This is a genomic window from Mesotoga prima MesG1.Ag.4.2, assembly GCF_000147715.2.
Taxonomy (GTDB): domain Bacteria; phylum Thermotogota; class Thermotogae; order Petrotogales; family Kosmotogaceae; genus Mesotoga; species Mesotoga prima.
The window spans coordinates 1,240,919-1,258,174 of sequence record NC_017934.1; the positions used below are offsets into that span (position 1 = coordinate 1,240,919).

Sequence of the window (17,256 nt, forward strand, 5' to 3'; positions counted from 1 at the left end):
TTTCATATTCTTAACTATCCAGAATAGCAGTGATGAAATCTACAAAAGCACTCTCTTTTGAATTATCCCACACAAACCTATCATAATTTGCTCTGAGATTGTCCAAAAAACAACCATAAGAGTCTAGTGCATTCAGAATCAAAGATGGATCTTTCGGTTCTTCAAGAAGATCAAGAATAATGCCGGTTTGGGTTTCTTCAACGATCTCTTTCATCGATACGAATCTTTTGTCAATAATGACGGGAGTTCCGGCTGCCAGAGAGTCATAGAACTTATTTGGCAATGAGTAGATGTCATTTGCGTACTGCGGATCTCTTCTACTTTGAAAGGCCAACAGAGTGAATTTTACCTTAGATATTCTTTCCATCATTAGTTCATAATCCATGAATGGCAGCTCCTCATCGGCAATGTTGCAGGTTGTTCCTATTGAAATCAATTTGAAATTCCTCTTGATCTCGTTCAGCAATCTGCTGTCTATCGAGATCTTTCTATGTGTGCCTCCAACAACAGCGATTTCTGCGTTCTTGACACAGTTTTCTGGCGATACTCCGCTAGTTGCATAGTTAGGAAGGCATAACATCGGTTTCTCAGTCCCTGTTTTCTCAAACATCATTCTCAAAGCCTCTTCTGACACGCCGATTACGCCATCGACCAAAGAGAGTTGGGTTTTGAGCACTTTCCATAGGAGTGGATTGAGAAATGAGAGTCTCTCCGGGAGAAATTGCTCCGGCATAATCTCATGAAGATCGTAGAGGAGTTTCTTTCCTCTCTTTTTTACTTCACGGAAGATTTTTACTGGCTGGGAAGCTGGGAACGAGTGAAAATATGCCAGGTCGTAATCTAGTTCTTCAACCATTTTCAGAATTTCATGGTCGAAACGGATTCGCTTGATCACTTTGCTTGTTCCAGGCATTTCATCTCTGCAGAGTGAGAAATTCTGAACGTCTGAATTACGTTGAGCAGCTGATAAATCAATACCGCCAGAGAACTGATAGTAGACATGACCTAGTTTGGAGAAGGTCTCAACGGTTCTCATCACTCTCTTGTCTTTCCAAGAGTGATTATAGCCGACTACAAGTGTCTTCAAAATCCTTCACCTTTCCCAACATAATCGTCGGCAACTCGTCAAAGTGACCTATACAGCTTTAATAAACGGTCTTCGACAGATTTCCATGTGTACTTTCTGGAAATCTCGATTGCGTTATCTCTCATTTGACTTCTTAGCTTTTCATCCTTGATGAGAATTTCCATCTTTTCGGCTATGTCTTCAGCCGAATCCGAATCAACAAAAAGGGCGCACGGTCTTTCATCTAGCACTTCATGCCACTTCTTGAAATCGGACGCGATTATGGGTAATCCAAGGCCGAGGTACTCAAACATCTTCAGTGGCGAAGACATCTCTTTGCTTCTTCCTCTATGCATTACCATCAGTCCAATATCGCATTGTGAAACAACTTCAATCGCGTCGTTGTAAGGCAGAACTCCCCTGTACGTCAGTGCATCGCTTTCCTTCTGCTTGTGATTTATATATTCTTTAAGTTCTTCATTGTGAATTGGTCCAAGCAGATCGAGACTGATGTTGTACTTGTCATTTAACATGAAGAACGCATCTATCATTTCTTTGATTGATCTGTCCACATCTATAGAACCGGAATAGACGAATCGAACTCTTTCCTCATCTGTGTTCTTGCGCATCGAATTTAGAAACTCAGTTTCTGGATAATTAGGCAGTATAGCAACTTCTTTCTTATTGGGGAATCTTTCCAGTTGTTCGGGAACAACCACGACTATGCCATTCATCTGTTCGACCGCCCGTCGCTCATATACGTCTGTAAATCTGGCTATCGGTGATCTGAATATTTTCGGTATCCAGTTCTTCGAAAGAATCACCGAAGGGTACTCTTCGTGAATGTCATAAACCACTTTCTTTCCGCGGTGCTTAAGCTTTGTGCCAAGGCCTATCAGCTCAGGGTCGTGAAAGTGATATATGTCAGCATTAGCATCAAGTGCTTTTTGAAGAGCTTCTCTAGAGCCCTTGATTAATCTATTGAGGCGTCCTTGATATTCAGTTATAGGCCAATAAGTGATCTTGTCGTTCTCGAATTTCCCTTTCTTCGCAATGTAAATTACTTCGTAACCGGCCTTAGATAGAGTATTTAGCTCTTTAGATATTCTTATGTCGTTAGGTGGATGTACGGTTGTGATTACACATACTCTAGTCATTTTTTCTCCCCAAACAGAAAAGACAAAAAACCAAGCAGAGAACCTATTCCGTATGAAATGTGAAGTACGGGATAGCTGACTATCGCAGCAAAGAAGACATCTGCCATTTTGGCTTCCATTGCATGACTAATGGAGAAAAAGACCACAGCAACAACATAAAAAGCTAACAAAAAAACATATACAAATTGAAAGGCCGAAACAATAAGGGAAATTAGAGACCCCAAAAGCAAGAAAAGAACGAACATTAGTGGAACCAGATGCCTTGTAGAATACGGTACTTCTGCATACTTCTTTGCAGCTATAACCCAGAAACCATTTCCGAAGTTGTTCTTCCAAAGCTCTTCTAAAGTCGATCGTGAGTAGTAAGTAAGCTCAATGTCGGGGAAGAGAATTATTTTGCCTCCCGCGCGCTTCAATCTCAAATTGAATTCAATATCCTGATTCCTTACTAGTTTCTCGTTGAAATAACCGATTGTATCGAAAACCTCTCGCTTGTAACAGCCGAAAGGCACAGTATCCACTTCTGTAGGTTTGCTCACACCTGTCCTGAATTTGGCTCCTCCAACCCCAAGAGGACTAGAGAGAACCTTTGAGATCGCAATTCCGACAGCCGATCTGACACGCGGTTCGGTCTTCATTACTCCGCCCACATTGTCCGCTCCCGTCTCAATGGCATGTTTGATACACTTCGTGATGTAGTTCGAGGGTATCTCGCTGTGAGCACCGCTAAAGAAGATATAATCGCCTTTCGAAGTCTTGACACCCAGATTCATTGCAACAGGGGTGATTTTCCTTTCATTATCAATTAACAATACTCTATCATCTCGTCTCGAAATCTCACCAACGATCTCTCTTGTTCTATCGTCGCTCATTCCATCGACTACAATTACCTCTATGAGTTCTCCAGGGTAGTCGCAGGTAAGAAATGACTCGATACATTTCTCTATAAACTTCTCTTCATTTCTCGCAGGTATAATAACCGAGACTTTCGGCAATTCCAAACCACTCACCACATTTCAGCATCCTGGAGAAAAGGCTGCAGTTTTTGAACTCGAAAGATCACAGAGAATCGGAAGCTGTTTTTAGAACTTAACAGGAATGCCTTCTCTTGCCGATTTGTATATCCCGAGAATGATCTCCACAGACTTCTTGCCTTCTTCTCCGTTGACGAAGGGTTCTCGATCATCGATAATCGCTCTCGCGAAATCCTTGAAGGCCGTCATGTGGCCTGAACCATAGACCGTATCCGGGTCGGGCAAATACATGAACGGGTGTGATTCCTCGCCTTCGAACTTCCAGGTCTGGATTTTGTTCACGGCCAACCCACCCAATACGACCGTTCCCTTTTCACCGAAAACCGACAGGGTCTCTTCCAGATTCCTCGGATATACGTTTGCCGTTCCTTCGATTATACCAATAGAGCCGTTCTTGAATCTAACGATCGCAGCCCCAAAATCCTCTGTCTCTATATAAGGGTGCTTGTAGTTCTCGGTCATTGCAAATATCTCTTGGACTTCCCCTCCCAGCATCCATTGAAGAAGGTCGATGTTGTGGGCGCACTGGTTCATGATAGTGCCGCCATCCATCGCCCAAGTTCCTCTCCAGCTGGCCTGTTTGTAATATTCCTCGTTTCTGTTCCAGAGGATCCGTGCTGTGGCAGTAAATACACGACCGAACTTGCCTGAATCGATTGCCTTCCTAAGCTCTTGAACTGGAGGATTAAACCTGTTTTGAACGCAGACAGCTAGTTTCAAGTTCTTTTCTCTCGATAGAGCTATCATCTGGTCCATATGTTCTGAAGCCAGTGCCATTGGTTTTTCAACAAGGACATGTTTTCCAGCCGACAGAAAGTCAATTGTGTTCTTGTAATGGTTCCCACTTTCGGTAGCGATCGTGACGAAATCGATCTGAGACGAGAAGAGCTCCTTGTAGTCGGAGATTACGCGTGGACGTTGGAGATCAGGCTCGGATGCTGGAGAGGAAGAGAATTCGTTTTGGTCATTCTTGGTCTCGTTTTTCTCTCCTATTCTCTCCTCATCTCCGCGATTAAGCGATATCTCTCGCCTCTTCATGTATTCTTCAGCGGCTCTTTCGGCTTTCTCTGGTACGAGATCGCAAACAGCAACGAGATCTATCAAATCACTGTTGGCTGCAAAGGCTTCTATGTGTTTTTTTGTTCCAATTCTTCCGCATCCAATAAGCGCTGCACGTAGTTTTTTCATTTTGTCACTCCGATCCTTTAAGGTATGGAGAAAGAGCATTGTCGAGAAGGAGAGACGACACTTCGTGTCGAGAAAAATTTACGACGAAGCATTATCTCTTCTTACATCAATTCCCCTTCAGGATGATTTCGAAATACTCTTCCTTCTAATTGACGAAATAAGATTCATCAGCATCTTTCTCAGTGTTTCATAACTCTCTATCAGACTTGAATAATCTGCTTCTTTGAGATAACCAAGCCTCTTGGAAATATCAATTTGAGTTCTCAATTCCATCAGCGATCCTCTTGCGTTATATAGGAAATGCAAATATTCTTTTGAATGACCCCTTCCATTTCCTTCAGCAATGTTAGACGGAACTGATACTGCAGCTCTTCTCATTTGAGAAACAAGGCAGTATCTCTCTTCTTCTGGAAAGCTCCTTGTTAACTTGTAGATTCTCTCTACAAAGCTCATAGATACTTCGTAGATCTCCATTTCGAAAAAAGCCACTCTTACTTTTTACTCTCCTTTCTCTCTTATTCTCGGCGGTGTCCCTCGCCGTCTCCAAAAAGTCTCTATGCTTTTCACCAACAACGCACAACCAACAACGGTAACTAAAGAACTTCTATGTTTTCACCTGCGATGTCCATTTTGCTGAGGACGTTCTTGGCATCGAAGATGTATTTTGCATTCTTTACAATCATTGAATAGTTTATGAGCTTCTTATGCGCCGTCGTTATTATTACCGCGTCCGACTCTTTTATTAGCTCTTCAGTGAGGTTGACAGTCTTAACAGTCTTTCCTTCCCAGGTGAATTCTGGAACATAAGGATCAACTACAGAGACATGGGCAAGGTTCTCTTCAAGGTGTTCTAGAACTTTCAGTGCCGGGGACTCTCTCATGTCTTCGATCTCTTCTTTGTAGGCAATTCCTAGCATGACTATCTTTGCACCATTCATGCACTTCCCGCGTTCGTTAAGAGCCTTCATCACTCTGGTCACTACGTATTCTGGCATAGAATCGTTTATCTCACCCGAGAGCTCTATAAGGCGCGTGTGGTAGTCGTACTTACGCGCTATGTACGTAAGATAGAAGGGATCTATGGGAATGCAATGACCGCCGACTCCCGGACCGGGGAAGAAGGGCATGAAGCCAAAGGGCTTCGTTGAAGCTGCGTTTATTACGTCCCAAATGTTGATTCCCATTTTATCCGCGACTACTGCCATTTCGTTAATCAGGGCTATGTTAACTATCCTGAATGTGTTCTCTAGTATCTTTGTCATCTCTGCTTCTTTCGGAGATGAAACGACGAAGACTTCGGCGTCGAGAACCGATTCGTAGAGAAGCTTCGCTACTTCCGTGGATTCCGGACCTACTCCTCCGACTACTTTTGGTGTGTTCTTCGTTTTGTATCTAAGGTTTCCCGGATCAACTCTTTCGGGACTGAAGGCTAGATAGAAGTCCTTTCCGCATACAAGACCAGTTTCTTCAAGAATGGGCTTCATAACATCTTCTGTGGTTCCAGGATATGTTGTTGATTCAAGAACGACTAGCATGTCTTTGTGGAGCCTCTTTGCGACATTTTCTGTTGAGTTGATCACATACGTGAGATCCGGCTGTTTAAAGACGTCAAGGGGAGTGGGAACACAGATCGCAATTACATCGCAGCCTGCCAGTTCATCAAAATCGGCAGTTGCCCGTAGTCGTGCCTCCGAAACGATCTTCTCGAGATCGGCGTTGACAACATCACCGATGTAGTTGTGTCCTTCATTGACCATCTTCACTTTGCTTTCCTGGATATCGAAACCGATTACTTTGAAACCGGCTTTGGCCTTTTCTACCGCTAACGGCAATCCTACATAGCCAAGGCCGATTACGCCGACTATCGCCGATTTGTCTAGAATTCTCTCTTTGAGCATGGGAACCTCCTGTATTTTGAAGCGAGACAACGACTGGATGTTGGAGATAGACGAGATTACGTGATGACGTTGAGATATTAAGATCATTATGACCGTTGATCAGAACATCCTATATGCAATCTCTCGTCCTCTCGAGATTTTTCTCTCGTTATTCTCGCTCTTCATAGAATGCCTGTTCCTCTATCAACTGTTCTTGTGGTACGTCTCGGATAAATTTTGCAGGGATGCCTGCGTAGATCTTTCTTGGAGCCAGATCCTTTGTAACGACGCTTCCAGCTGCAACCAACGCATCCTCACCTACAGTTACTCCCGGAAGCAGTGTTGCATTTGCCCCAATTCGAGCTCCTTTTCTTAATGTTGGCCCTTTGAAGTGCTTTTTTCTTTCTTCTGTTCTTCCTAGGTAGTTGTCATTTGTGAAGGTTACCTCAGGGGCAATGAAGCAGTAGTCTTCAATAGTTGAGAAGGCTGTTATATAGGCTCCAGTTTCTATTTTCACTCTCTTTCCGACTGAGGTTCCATTCTCAACAGTGGCTCCCTTTCCGACTATTGTCTTTTCCCCGATTGTCGTCTTCTCTCGAATAGTTGCGAGATCGCCTACAAAGCACTTTTCTCCCAGAGAGGCTCCCTTGTAGATAACACACGAGGCGCCTATTGTTGTTCCACTGCCGAGCGATAGTGGTTTGAGCTCTTCAATACTTGTGGTGGCGCTTGTGCTAGCCGCAAAGGGCTCTTTTCCAAGGACTGTATTGTCTCCTATCGTTACATCGTCTCCTATGATCACACCTCTGTGAATCACTACGTTGTGACCTATCACGCAATTATCACCGATCTTCGCACCGTCTTCGATTATTACGTTAATTCCTTTTTCGATGTTAGGCACGGGAATACCTCCATGTGAGGTTGCTCGTTGTGGGTTGTCGGTTGTAGGTGAAAAGAGACGACAAGGAAATTGTCGAGAAGCTCGCGAAGCAAGCGAGACGTATCTGCGATACGAGAGATTTGATAGAACCAAAGAAACAATGGAGGACTTTGCCTGAACCTTCTTGAAACAAATGCAAAGCAGATAACCTACTGAATGTCGCAAGTGTAGTCGTTCCAAGGTTCTTATCCCAAAAACCCAGTGCATACTCGTTTTTTAACAAACCAAACCACCTCGATCAATTCATTTCCTTTCTCTATTCATAGTGTCTTGAAGTTTCTTTCTCGCGCAACGCGCACTCTCGAAAACACCCTTTCTCTCTTATCTCTCGTTCGTAACAAATTCAGCGATCTTGTCGACCACATATTTGATTTCTTCGTCTGTCATCTCCGGGAATATCGGCAAGGCTAACGTTTCTTCACAGGCCCTTTCCGTTTCCGGGAGCGCTCCTGTTGGGACTCCTAGATATGCAAAGCACTTCTGCTGGTGGAGACCCATTGGATAGTAGATCGAAGTGCCTATGCCCTGTTCCGCCAAATAATCCCTCAACGAGTCTCTCTGTTCTCTACTGAAACCCTCGAATCTCACAACGTATTGATGAAAGACATGAGAGAAGCAGTAATCGTTAGCCGTTCTCGGTTCGCCGTTCACCGAATAAGGAACGGAAGGGTAGTGTATCACCACATCGTTGTACGTTGTAGGTTGTGCGTTGTGCGAAAGAGATTGATCTTTACCCACAACCCACAACCCGCAACCCACAACGTTCAAGCCGTTTTTTGTCATCTCGGCTTGATACTTCATTGCTATTTCAATTCTTCTTCTTTCATATTCTTGAAGGTGCTTGAGCTTTGTGTTGAGGACTATCGCCTGAAGCTCATCGAGCCTCGAGTTGATTCCTATCATGTCGTGAATGTACTTCACGGGCGAGCCATGAACCCTGAAGCTCCTGCAGAATGCAGCGAGCTCGTCGTCATCTGTTGTAATCATCCCGCCGTCGCCATAAGCGCCAAGATTCTTCGTGGGAAAGAAAGAGAAGGTTGAAAGGTCTCCGATTGAACCCGTCATCACCGTTGATCCATCAGGATAGCTCCAGCTTGCACCTATCGACTGCGCACAATCTTCTATTATCTTGACACCGTATATTTCTCTAATATTCTCGAGTCGACCGAGTTCCATAGACTGACCAAATAAATGAACGGGGATGATAGCCTTTATTCTTTCCCTTTCGGGATGTATCTGAAGTAGCTCCTCAACTTTGTCAAGATCGATGTTGTAAGTTATCGGGTCAATATCTGCGAAGAGCGGCGTTGCTCCATTTCTGGTAATAGAGCTCACAGTAGCGAAAAAAGTATAAGGAGTAGTTATCACGTAATCTCCAGGACCGATTCCCAGAGCGGCGACGGCAATAAGAAGAGCATCGGAACCGTTTGCCACACCAATCGCGTGCTTGACGCCAATAAGATCTGCTACGCTTTGTTCCAGTTCTCTTACTGCTTCACCGAGAATTACCCTCCCCCCGAGAAGCGCTTCATCGATCTTTCCGAGTATCTCTTCTCTCAAATCACTGTACTGCCTAGTCAAATCAAATAATGGGATATGCATAAAACCTCCACGTTCCTGTCGAGAGGACACTTGTATTTGGAGAAGATGGAGCAGAGATTGCAAACGGTCGAGGAGATGCAAACCAAAAAACCATCACTGCGTATTTCTGGCTATCTCTGCGCTCAAGACAATTCTCTCGTCCTCTCGAAAATGGTTTTTCTCTCTACTCAATTTGCTCAAGTTCAACTTTGCCCAGCTTGGATATGGTAAAGACCATTACATTATCTAAACCTCTGTCTTTTGCATTCTTGACAATGTGGTTAGCATGTCTGAAGGAAGCAACAATGACTGCTGTATCATCTCTGCCGTCGACCTTTTCTGGTGAAAAGACGTGTAGATCGTGAAATGTTCCGTTCTGTTTCGCTGCCGAATCGTCTATGAAGCCAACAATCTTTATGCCCTCAGTTCTTAGAACGTCCGCAAGAATTCCTCCGATTATTCCCGCACCGTATAGATAGAAACTTTCATGATCGCTTCCCTTTATCGTGTCCAGGACCTCTCCAAAGATATCTCTCGATTCCGTGTAAAGCTTTGCTGCTTCTTTGAGGTAAAGAATAGTCAAATACTGAAGCCTGAACTTGCCCGCTTCAGTCAAGACATATTTCATGTTTCGTCTGTTCTCCCCCTCTTTCTGAATCAGCTCGGAATCTTCAAAGTCTCTTATGTATTTATTCACCATGCTGGGAACAATCCCGGCGATTCTGGCAAGTCGTTCTTGGGAAACTGACGAGCTTTCCGTGAGAGCCTTCAGAATGCTCATTTCTCTGAAATTTGGAGAAGGATTGAAAAAGGAAAACTCAGAAAGATCCATAGTCGCTCCTTTATTATTCATTCACTGACAGAATTATAGCAATGCGATGGGTGATAAGTCAAGTCTAAAGAAGCGAAAATTAGAGAGAACTCGCTTCGCTCGTGAGAGGGGGAGACACGAGCAATTGAGAGATGGTGAGAAGAGGAATTACGAAGAACGGGTTACTAGGAACGGGTGTGAAACAGAAGAGCGGGTTTCGAGGATCGGGTAATAAAGATCGGGTTACTAGACCCGGGTTCATGAGAGCGGGCGTGGAGCAAAAGAACGGGTTGAAAACAAAAGAACGGGTTTCGAGGATCGGGTTACAGAGTGCGGGTTAGTAAGATCGGGTTGATAAAAGCGGGTTATCTGAAACAAGTTTTGAAGAGTGAGATCCCGTGCAGAATCCCTGAACAGGAGCCCCAAACAGGATCATATTGGGGCAGGCTAATCAGGGCAGGCTCTACGGGATGACAATTCAAGATGATTGTGCAGTTCTCTTGTAGGGGCGAACGGCCGTTCGCCCGAAAAAGATCCTGGTTGGAATTTCTGCCTTTTACGCGAAAAATGGGACCATAGGAGCCGGTCAGTCCCTGTTTTTGGTTATAGCGTGCAGCGAAAAGCGAATCTCAGGTGATAGATCCCGTGCAGAAGCATCACGGGATGACAGAAGGTGAGTTCATCAGGGCAGGCTCTACGGGATGACAACCCCTTCTCAGGTCAACCGTCAAGGGTCTACTGTCCTCCGACAAGAGCTGCAAGACGCAATGCCAGCGGAGAAAAAGCCGGACGCAAACCACTGAAGAACATCAGTGGACGCAAGGCTCCCTACGGCAAGAGGCCTTCGAGACCTTGCCCTAATGAAACCACTTGAGATCCAATTTCGTTTCAGGAAAAGAGGTCGTCTAAGGTCGCCAGGTAAACACTTGCATCTCTTGCAGCAAGTTCTTCCAGATCTGCGGTGAATCCTCTCTTGGAAAAGATAACGAATATCCTGTTTTGGCAATCGATAATCGATCCCTTTTCTCTTAATCTCTCAAGTTCACCTACGCCAACTCCAGCGTTTGTCCACTTGCATTCACCGATAATAATCTGATTTTCTCCCAGACCAAGAAGGTCAATCTCCTCTTCCTTCTTCTTTGCCGGGTTATTTCCCCACCACTTGCCCAACTTCGTAATCCTGAAGGGTAGTTCTCCCCTGACACTCTTGTACGATAAATATTCCCTGCATATGTTTTCAAAAGCTAGACCTAGATACTTGCTAAGTCCTTCGGCGATCTTCTTGTTCAGAAGTTCTTCTGTCATACCGGTTTCGATAAGCGAGAGATTAGGAAACACAAAGGTGTACCAGAACTTAAAAAGGTTGTCTCTGATATAGTAGATCGCCTTCCGTGAAGTGATCTTCTCTGTAACGGGCACTTCTCGTCCCAATATATTCAAGTTCAGGAGTGTAGCTATGTACTTTGCAGTCTTATCATTAGGCTCTCCTATCCTTGTGCTTATCTCGTTCAGGCGAGAAGCGCCTTGGGCAATTGATTCAATTATTGTGTTGTAGAGGGAAGGTTCGCGCAGTTCCTGTCTCAACAAGAATCTCGGCTCGGCATAAAGATACGCCGATGTATCGAGAAAGTTGTTTGCAATATTCTCTTTATATGGAAGATGCTGGTTCCACTTCTGCAAATACTGCGGGATTCCCCCCAACACTCCATACGCGATAATTTTTTCTTCGTTGCTCAGTTCCGGAAAGAACAGCGAGGCTTCGCGATAGGTGAATGGCTCGACTCTCATCTGAGCAGTTCTTCTTCCAAACAAGGGGCTCCTACTGCCCAACACTTCACTCTCCATGAAACTCACAGATGAACCGCAAAGAACTAAATAGAGCCTTGTTTCAAGTAGCTCATGATCTATTAGGCGCTGTAAGACTGACGGGAAATAGCTACTAGCATTCGCCAAATATGAGTACTCATCTATTATTAGGAGAAGACGCTTTTCTTTTGCTTGGGACGCAACGAACCTAATCGCCTTCTCCCATGACTCAAAAGAAGATAGTGTGTCTTTCTGGCCAAAGTGCTCTAGAACGACTTCCGAAAAGTTTCGCAGCATCATTTTCTCGTTGACCTCATCACAGACAAAGAAGATGCTTTCCATCTCTTTAGAGAACTCTTTAAGAAGAGTGGTCTTACCGACTCTTCGACGTCCATAAACAACGGCCATCTCGAACTTTCCACTATTCTTTAGCTTCCTAAGAGAAGCAAGCTCTTTCTCTCTGTTGATGAACATTTAACAACCTCCAACACAATTACTAACTCGTAAGTTACTAACTCTAGAGTTAATTATATCATTATCTGTGCAGTTCTCTTGTAGGGGCGAACGGCTGTTCGCCCGAAAAAGGTCCTGGTTGGAATCTCATGCCTATTACGCGAAAAATGGGACCTTATCATATTCATAAGGAAAAAACTACTACTCAGGTGACATTCAAGTTCTCGACCACATCCTTAGTGGCAGCTAAGGATGGATGAGCATCCTGGGAGTATTCAGGATTTGTGAAAGCCTCAGGAATTATTGTATTATTTTGTTGAGTGGTATTAATTCCTTTGGCATTGAGGAACAAGGTTTCATTGTATTCTTTCATCTTTGACAACATGGAGAATGCGATTTTGAGGATGATGTTCCCCAGTGCTCTGAGGGCATGACCGTAAGTCTTGCCCTCTTTTCTCTTTCTTTTGTAGTAGTTTCTTGCCCATCCACAAGTCTTCAGAGAAGCGAAAGCTGCGATGTGAATCATGTTTCTTAGGTCTTTGTCGCATTTCTTTCTCATCAGCATTATTGACTTTCTGCCACTTTGAAAGAGGAAGGGAATAGTTCCAGCGTATTTCTGCATCTCCTGGTAGCTTCTGAAATCATGTGTGAGATAGGCCTTTACTATGTATGAGCCTATTACAGCCTTCACACCTGGAATAGAAAGAATGATCCTGTATGGACTATTCTCTAGGGTCTCTCCCATCTCTCCCCTTAATCTTTCTTGTTCCTCTCTCAAGGTGAGAATTTGATTTGCCAGGAACATTATGAGATTACCCTCACATGATGTATCGCCCCAAGAGATCCCTTCGCTTCTTATCCTGTCAAGCTTCTTTCTCAAGATACTAGTCATTCTGTAGTTCTCTTTGTTCAGGATCTTCCTAAGCTCTTCGTTCGAAACTTTCTTAAATTCAGTTATCGTAGGGCAGATGCTAAGAATCCTCAAGGAGGTATTTGATCTGTACTGCTTATCCATAATGTGCAAGTATTCCGGGAAATACCTCAGTAGGACTGAATACAATCTGTTGCACTGTTGACTATGAATTTTGGATACAATGCTGTACATAGTCACCAGTTTAGTGATCTTTGCTCCGACTCCTGAATATCTTGCCTTGAGACAGTAAGAGGGATGTTCCTTGAAGGTAAGAGCAATCGCCTTGGCATCTAGACTATCGCTCTTTGCCCCGGAGCTAAAATGATACTTCCTGGCTTCTTTGGATCTACAAGGAGGTAAGACATACACCTCTCTCTTGTTAGTGAGAAGGTAGTCTCCTATCCTGTTGTTTGCTTCTTCGATCACGAAAACTGCCTCTGGATAATCGTTCAGCAGTCTTTCATAACCTTTAACAGAGTCTGGGATCTTGAAACTCTTATCAGCCTTGAGGTCATAGCAAGTATGGGAGTCAGCTGACCAGTCAATACCTACGATCATACCGCTTTGCTCTTTCATCTCACCAACACCTCGCAATAAATGGATTAGCAGTCTACGAGTACCGATTTCCCTGTTGTAGCGTTCCTGAGGATCTTTCCCCGGATGAACTTATCATTGAACCTGAAGTACTCCCAGGAAGAAGACGAGTGTTGTCCCATCGTAGCTCTTCCTTCATAAGGAAGGCTGATAGACATGAAGTCTCTACCTTCTCCCTGACTGCCACCATCATTGTAGAAAAATCATTCCTTAGAATTCAAGTCATAGCTTATATATCTACAACAGACAATAGGAGCGTTTGGGAGCCAGTCTGCTAACGCAGCCCAGTCACTCTTTGCAGAAGTGAGGCTCGCTGGCGCGAGGAAGTGATGCATCTACAAAACATTCGACGCAAGGCGCCGAAAAGCATTGGCGGTCGCAATGCACTGAGGAGCATCAGTGGACGCAAGGCTGGCAAAGAACATGCCAGGACGCAATGCCCGCTTCGCGGGGAAAGAGCCGCTTGGATAAAAAACGCTGAAGGCTGTACGCTGGAAAAAGGATGATCGGGTTAATAGAGCGGGTTTTTAACAAAAGACCACGTTAGGAAGACCGGGTTGATAGAAGCGGGTTATTATAACTGGTTTTGAAGAGCAAGATGCTGAATCAAGTTCAGCATGACGAAATGTATACATTCCTAACAACCTCTCATGAGCAAAGCGACTCTCATAAATGACCTTTCTCGCCTCTTCCAACCAATCATGATACTTTGCACTCCGGAACAAGAGAGACTCTTTATGAGTTAGGAGAATTCGAGGAGATTTAAGGTTGAGACCAAACGAAGAACTCAAACTAAAGCTCTCCATTTGAAGAAGGCTTAGAGAAATTCAAGCGCGAGTATTCCTGATCCTTACAATCTATTTATTCTTTGCACTGCTAAGAAGGTAGAGCATTACATATTTCGAGAGATCTCAAGAATTACAGTTGTTTGCCTCATCGGCCGAGCCTCCTGCGATTAGGGTGCTCAACCTAACGAAGAGCACTGCACAATTAGCCAAAGAGACCAGTTCAAATATACTAAACAACTAATCGAAGAGAAACTCAAGCAAGTCTTTCTTTGTCATTTCGAAGTGTCCGGCAATTTCAATAAGTATGGCGTTAAGTGTACCGGGCTTCAGCGTACTGTGATGAGGAATAGTTATATGATGCTCCCCCTTCCGCTTTGTAGTTAGTCTCACGTGGCTGCCGGTTTGACGTGTGACCTCATACTCCAGCTTTGTGAGAACTTTCAGAAGTTCTTCAAAGGTGATATCTCGAGGGAGTTTCAAAGAGCAATTACCTCTTCCTTAACGAAATGAAGCCTAATTATCCTCGGTAGCTCGCTTTCGTCAAAATGACATCTAATTGCGTCCCTGATGTTCTTCTTCAGCTCTTCAAGTGTTTCAGCCTGAGTAAATATGGGGTGACCTAAGGCGCGTGCAAAAAATCCAGAAACGGAATCTTCTTCGACGAGAAAGATTATTTCGGTATCCAAGTTCCACCTCCGTTCTTTCCCCAAGGTATCGCTCGCTTTACGGGCTATACCAATAGATATGATTAATTCTTGAGCTGTTCTGCCCTGATCAGCGTGGTTTATGTCGCAAACAGTTGCTCAAAAGAATTATAGCATCGTTAAGTGAGTACTCGAAAACCTCATATCCCGCCGTACAATAAGCACGGATTTTGAAGAGAGGACGCCTTGAGTCTGAGACGAAACTTCGCTTGGAGAAAAACCATATTCGAGACTTGAAAGAAGCCTCTCAGGTCAACCGTCATCGGTTCTCCGACAAGAGTTGCAAGTAAGACGCAAAGCGCCGAAGATCATCGGCGGACGCAAGGCCGCCAGAATGATAGCGTTTGGTATTCCGGAAAGGCTTGAAAATCCGTCATCTGAACTTGATTCAGCATCTTGATCCTACTGTATAGGTCTTCAAACTTCGTTTGTTTTCCATAGCGCCATCGGGTGGAATCGTATTCTCTCAGCAATTTGCTGATCATCGAATAGCAGCTCAGGATGATAGTCATGCTTCCTGAACCTATCTATGAAATTTCTCTCTTTTGTAGTGAAAACGAGTAGTTTTGAAAGGAATTTCTCAACCATACTAAGCATTTCATCAAGATCAATTTTCTCTTCTTTCCGAAGTACCGGGAGAAGTTCGGTGCGTATTCGGTACTTAGTAATGCTTTTGAGCCTGTCAAAATCGAAGCTTTCAGGAATACCAGTACTTCCTATCGAAAAATAGAAGAGGGTGCACTTTCTAAGTAGTTCTATCTCTCTTTCATTCAAAGAGAGAAGGGAGATCATTTTGTTGACATCATAGAGATCACGAGTTGCTCCTCTTGTGAGAAGTGCAACTATTTTGCTTGAAAGTATTTCGATAGAACTTACACACCGACTTCGTATTTCTTGAATGATTCCAGGAATCGCAGTTCTTCTGACTTCCAAAGGTAATACATGAGCTCTCATTGAAAAGTTGATCTCGATCTTTATATTATCTTTTGCTCCTCCTGAATTCGTGTATTCGAAAACGTGTGATTCGAGAGAATAGTGACGCTTCGATTTGTCGCTATGTCTATAACCGTTCGCGTCCATGAAAAGAGTAATCTTATCTGTAATGACGGTCCTATCTTCAATCATGATTTCCCTGGATATGCTTCTGCAGTAGTCAAGGTCAATATCAACTGATAGCCTTGGAAGCTGAATGATCATCAAGTTAATTGCCGTTCCGCCCTTCAAAGCCAAAGCTTCCAAAAGAAGCGTATCCGATTCTATGAATTGAAGTACCTCGACTAATCTCAATGTTTTCTCATATGTATCACGGACAAATCCAAGTTCTGAAGCGAGCTGCCCGATAGTTTGTTTATCGTATCTCACCTGTATCTTTTACTCCTTTCGAGACTATTTCCAAAAGCTCTTGCGGGACAAGGAGTTTCCATCTTGAATCGTAAGTTGGTGATTCAAAGCGTATTGCGTTATAGAAGTATCTAACACTCTTCCCTTTCTCGTGTTCACATAGCTCGAAGAAACCTTTTGATAGGCGAAACTTTTCCTGAAAATGACTCAGTATGTATCCGGTCTTCTGATAAAGAAATCTCTTGTTATATTGACCCAGATACGATACCAGTCTCCTTTCACTAAGTGAGGGAACAGCGTCTAAGCAATTAAGAAGTTCCTCTAGACCACCAATTCTCTCAAAGTCATTGATGCTGTCTAGCGTAGTTCTCTCCACGTCTGTTGTCCTCACCCCATCTGGATTCATAACAACTCCATCGTGTATTCGCGGAGAAATGAAACGATATCTCACATCATGATAGGAAAACTCAGCGAACTTCGTTTCTGCGCTCACATATACCTCATAATAAACTTGGTTGGCATACCCGTAATATTCAAAAGCAGAATGATGCGTAATATAAGACCGTGGCTTGATCTTCGATGCGATTCTATAGCGCCCAGCTATTGCCTGCCCAGTCTCCAAGCTTTTCGTCACATATAGGTTTCGCTTAACCTGGTCAATCAAGCCACGCCTCTTGTAGTTCTGTAGCAGTGAACCGGCTGTTTCGCTCTTTCCCACAAGTTTTTCGACATCGCTCTTTGTGAAAACTCCCAGTCTCGCCAGTTGCTCGTAGTATTTCATATCAATCACCTTCACTGTTTTAATTCTAGCACATTACTGGTTTTTTCTTAATATTTACAAGCCCAGAATAAAACACATGTGGGATTCTGATTTCGAATTCCTTTGCCCATGTTGAAAAGACAGAGAGCTTATACTTCACCTATAAGGGTTTGCCGACTCCCTGATGAATCAAACTGAGAAAGAACAAGCCACCTAAAACAGGCTAGTCACTCTTTGCAGAAG

15 protein-coding genes are annotated in these 17,256 nt (G+C 43.9%); all 15 read right to left on the reverse strand.

What is annotated here, in order from left to right:
- Positions 1–10: 10 nt before the first annotated feature.
- Entirely contained in the window at positions 11–1,087 is a 1,077-nt protein-coding gene (locus THEBA_RS05970) for a glycosyltransferase (RefSeq protein WP_014730863.1), read from the reverse strand.
- A 38-nt stretch (positions 1,088–1,125) separates the two neighbouring features.
- Positions 1,126–2,223 carry a glycosyltransferase family 4 protein gene (locus tag THEBA_RS05975; protein WP_014730864.1) on the reverse strand — a complete coding sequence of 366 codons (1,098 nt, stop codon included), beginning with the start codon at positions 2,221–2,223 and terminating at the stop codon, positions 1,126–1,128.
- A complete protein-coding gene (locus THEBA_RS05980; RefSeq protein ID WP_236609219.1) occupies positions 2,220–3,218 on the reverse strand; it encodes a glycosyltransferase family 2 protein in 999 nt (332 codons plus the stop codon). The genes THEBA_RS05975 and THEBA_RS05980 overlap by 4 nt, the downstream gene beginning before the upstream one ends.
- An 87-nt stretch (positions 3,219–3,305) precedes the next feature.
- The gene (locus THEBA_RS05985) at positions 3,306–4,445 is read right to left on the reverse strand and encodes a Gfo/Idh/MocA family protein (RefSeq protein ID WP_014730866.1); all 1,140 of its coding nucleotides are present in this window, start codon (positions 4,443–4,445) and stop codon (positions 3,306–3,308) included.
- A gap of 117 nt (positions 4,446–4,562) precedes the next feature.
- Complete coding sequence (locus THEBA_RS05990) at positions 4,563–4,934, reverse strand: four helix bundle protein (RefSeq protein ID WP_148269995.1); 372 nt, start codon at positions 4,932–4,934, stop codon at positions 4,563–4,565.
- Positions 4,935–5,038: 104 nt separating this feature from the next.
- The gene (locus THEBA_RS05995; protein ID WP_014730868.1) at positions 5,039–6,343 is read right to left on the reverse strand and encodes a nucleotide sugar dehydrogenase; all 1,305 of its coding nucleotides are present in this window, start codon (positions 6,341–6,343) and stop codon (positions 5,039–5,041) included.
- A 148-nt stretch (positions 6,344–6,491) separates the two neighbouring features.
- Entirely contained in the window at positions 6,492–7,223 is a 732-nt protein-coding gene (locus THEBA_RS14905; protein WP_014730869.1) for an acyltransferase, read from the reverse strand.
- 360 nt (positions 7,224–7,583) lie between these two features.
- Positions 7,584–8,864, reverse strand: a complete 1,281-nt coding sequence (locus tag THEBA_RS06005) for a DegT/DnrJ/EryC1/StrS family aminotransferase (RefSeq protein WP_014730870.1) — start codon at positions 8,862–8,864, stop codon at positions 7,584–7,586.
- Positions 8,865–9,027: 163 nt separating this feature from the next.
- Positions 9,028–9,675 carry a winged helix-turn-helix transcriptional regulator gene (locus THEBA_RS06010; RefSeq protein ID WP_006486506.1) on the reverse strand — a complete coding sequence of 216 codons (648 nt, stop codon included), beginning with the start codon at positions 9,673–9,675 and terminating at the stop codon, positions 9,028–9,030.
- Positions 9,676–10,542: 867 nt separating this feature from the next.
- Positions 10,543–11,934 carry an ATP-binding protein gene (locus THEBA_RS06020; RefSeq protein WP_014730871.1) on the reverse strand — a complete coding sequence of 464 codons (1,392 nt, stop codon included), beginning with the start codon at positions 11,932–11,934 and terminating at the stop codon, positions 10,543–10,545.
- A gap of 184 nt (positions 11,935–12,118) precedes the next feature.
- Positions 12,119–13,402 (reverse strand): IS110 family transposase, encoded by a 1,284-nt coding sequence (locus THEBA_RS06025; RefSeq protein WP_014730872.1) that lies wholly within the window; start codon positions 13,400–13,402, stop codon positions 12,119–12,121.
- A gap of 1,043 nt (positions 13,403–14,445) precedes the next feature.
- Positions 14,446–14,688, reverse strand: coding sequence for a type II toxin-antitoxin system HicA family toxin (locus THEBA_RS06030; RefSeq protein ID WP_014730873.1), 243 nt, complete (start codon positions 14,686–14,688; stop codon positions 14,446–14,448).
- Positions 14,685–14,894, reverse strand: a complete 210-nt coding sequence (locus THEBA_RS06035; RefSeq protein ID WP_014730874.1) for a type II toxin-antitoxin system HicB family antitoxin — start codon at positions 14,892–14,894, stop codon at positions 14,685–14,687. The genes THEBA_RS06030 and THEBA_RS06035 overlap by 4 nt, the downstream gene beginning before the upstream one ends.
- A 435-nt stretch (positions 14,895–15,329) precedes the next feature.
- A complete protein-coding gene (locus tag THEBA_RS06040) occupies positions 15,330–16,274 on the reverse strand; it encodes a nucleotidyl transferase AbiEii/AbiGii toxin family protein (RefSeq protein ID WP_014730875.1) in 945 nt (314 codons plus the stop codon).
- The gene (locus THEBA_RS06045) at positions 16,261–17,034 is read right to left on the reverse strand and encodes a type IV toxin-antitoxin system AbiEi family antitoxin domain-containing protein (RefSeq protein WP_014730876.1); all 774 of its coding nucleotides are present in this window, start codon (positions 17,032–17,034) and stop codon (positions 16,261–16,263) included. Before THEBA_RS06045 ends, THEBA_RS06040 begins: the two co-directional genes overlap by 14 nt.
- Between the last annotated feature and the right edge of the window lie 222 nt (positions 17,035–17,256).

Bases quoted from the DNA above. Each gene is read 5' to 3' on its own strand.
- THEBA_RS06045 (WP_014730876.1), bottom strand. From the start codon at position 17,034: ATGAAATACTACGAGCAACTGGCGAGACTGGGAGTTTTCACAAAGAGC.
- THEBA_RS06025 (WP_014730872.1), bottom strand. From the start codon at position 13,402: ATGAAAGAGCAAAGCGGTATGATCGTAGGTATTGACTGGTCAGCTGAC.
- THEBA_RS05995 (WP_014730868.1), bottom strand. From the start codon at position 6,343: ATGCTCAAAGAGAGAATTCTAGACAAATCGGCGATAGTCGGCGTAATC.
- THEBA_RS05975 (WP_014730864.1), bottom strand. From the start codon at position 2,223: ATGACTAGAGTATGTGTAATCACAACCGTACATCCACCTAACGACATA.
- THEBA_RS05985 (WP_014730866.1), bottom strand. From the start codon at position 4,445: ATGAAAAAACTACGTGCAGCGCTTATTGGATGCGGAAGAATTGGAACA.
- THEBA_RS06010 (WP_006486506.1), bottom strand. From the start codon at position 9,675: ATGGATCTTTCTGAGTTTTCCTTTTTCAATCCTTCTCCAAATTTCAGA.
- THEBA_RS06005 (WP_014730870.1), bottom strand. From the start codon at position 8,864: ATGCATATCCCATTATTTGATTTGACTAGGCAGTACAGTGATTTGAGA.
- THEBA_RS06020 (WP_014730871.1), bottom strand. From the start codon at position 11,934: ATGTTCATCAACAGAGAGAAAGAGCTTGCTTCTCTTAGGAAGCTAAAG.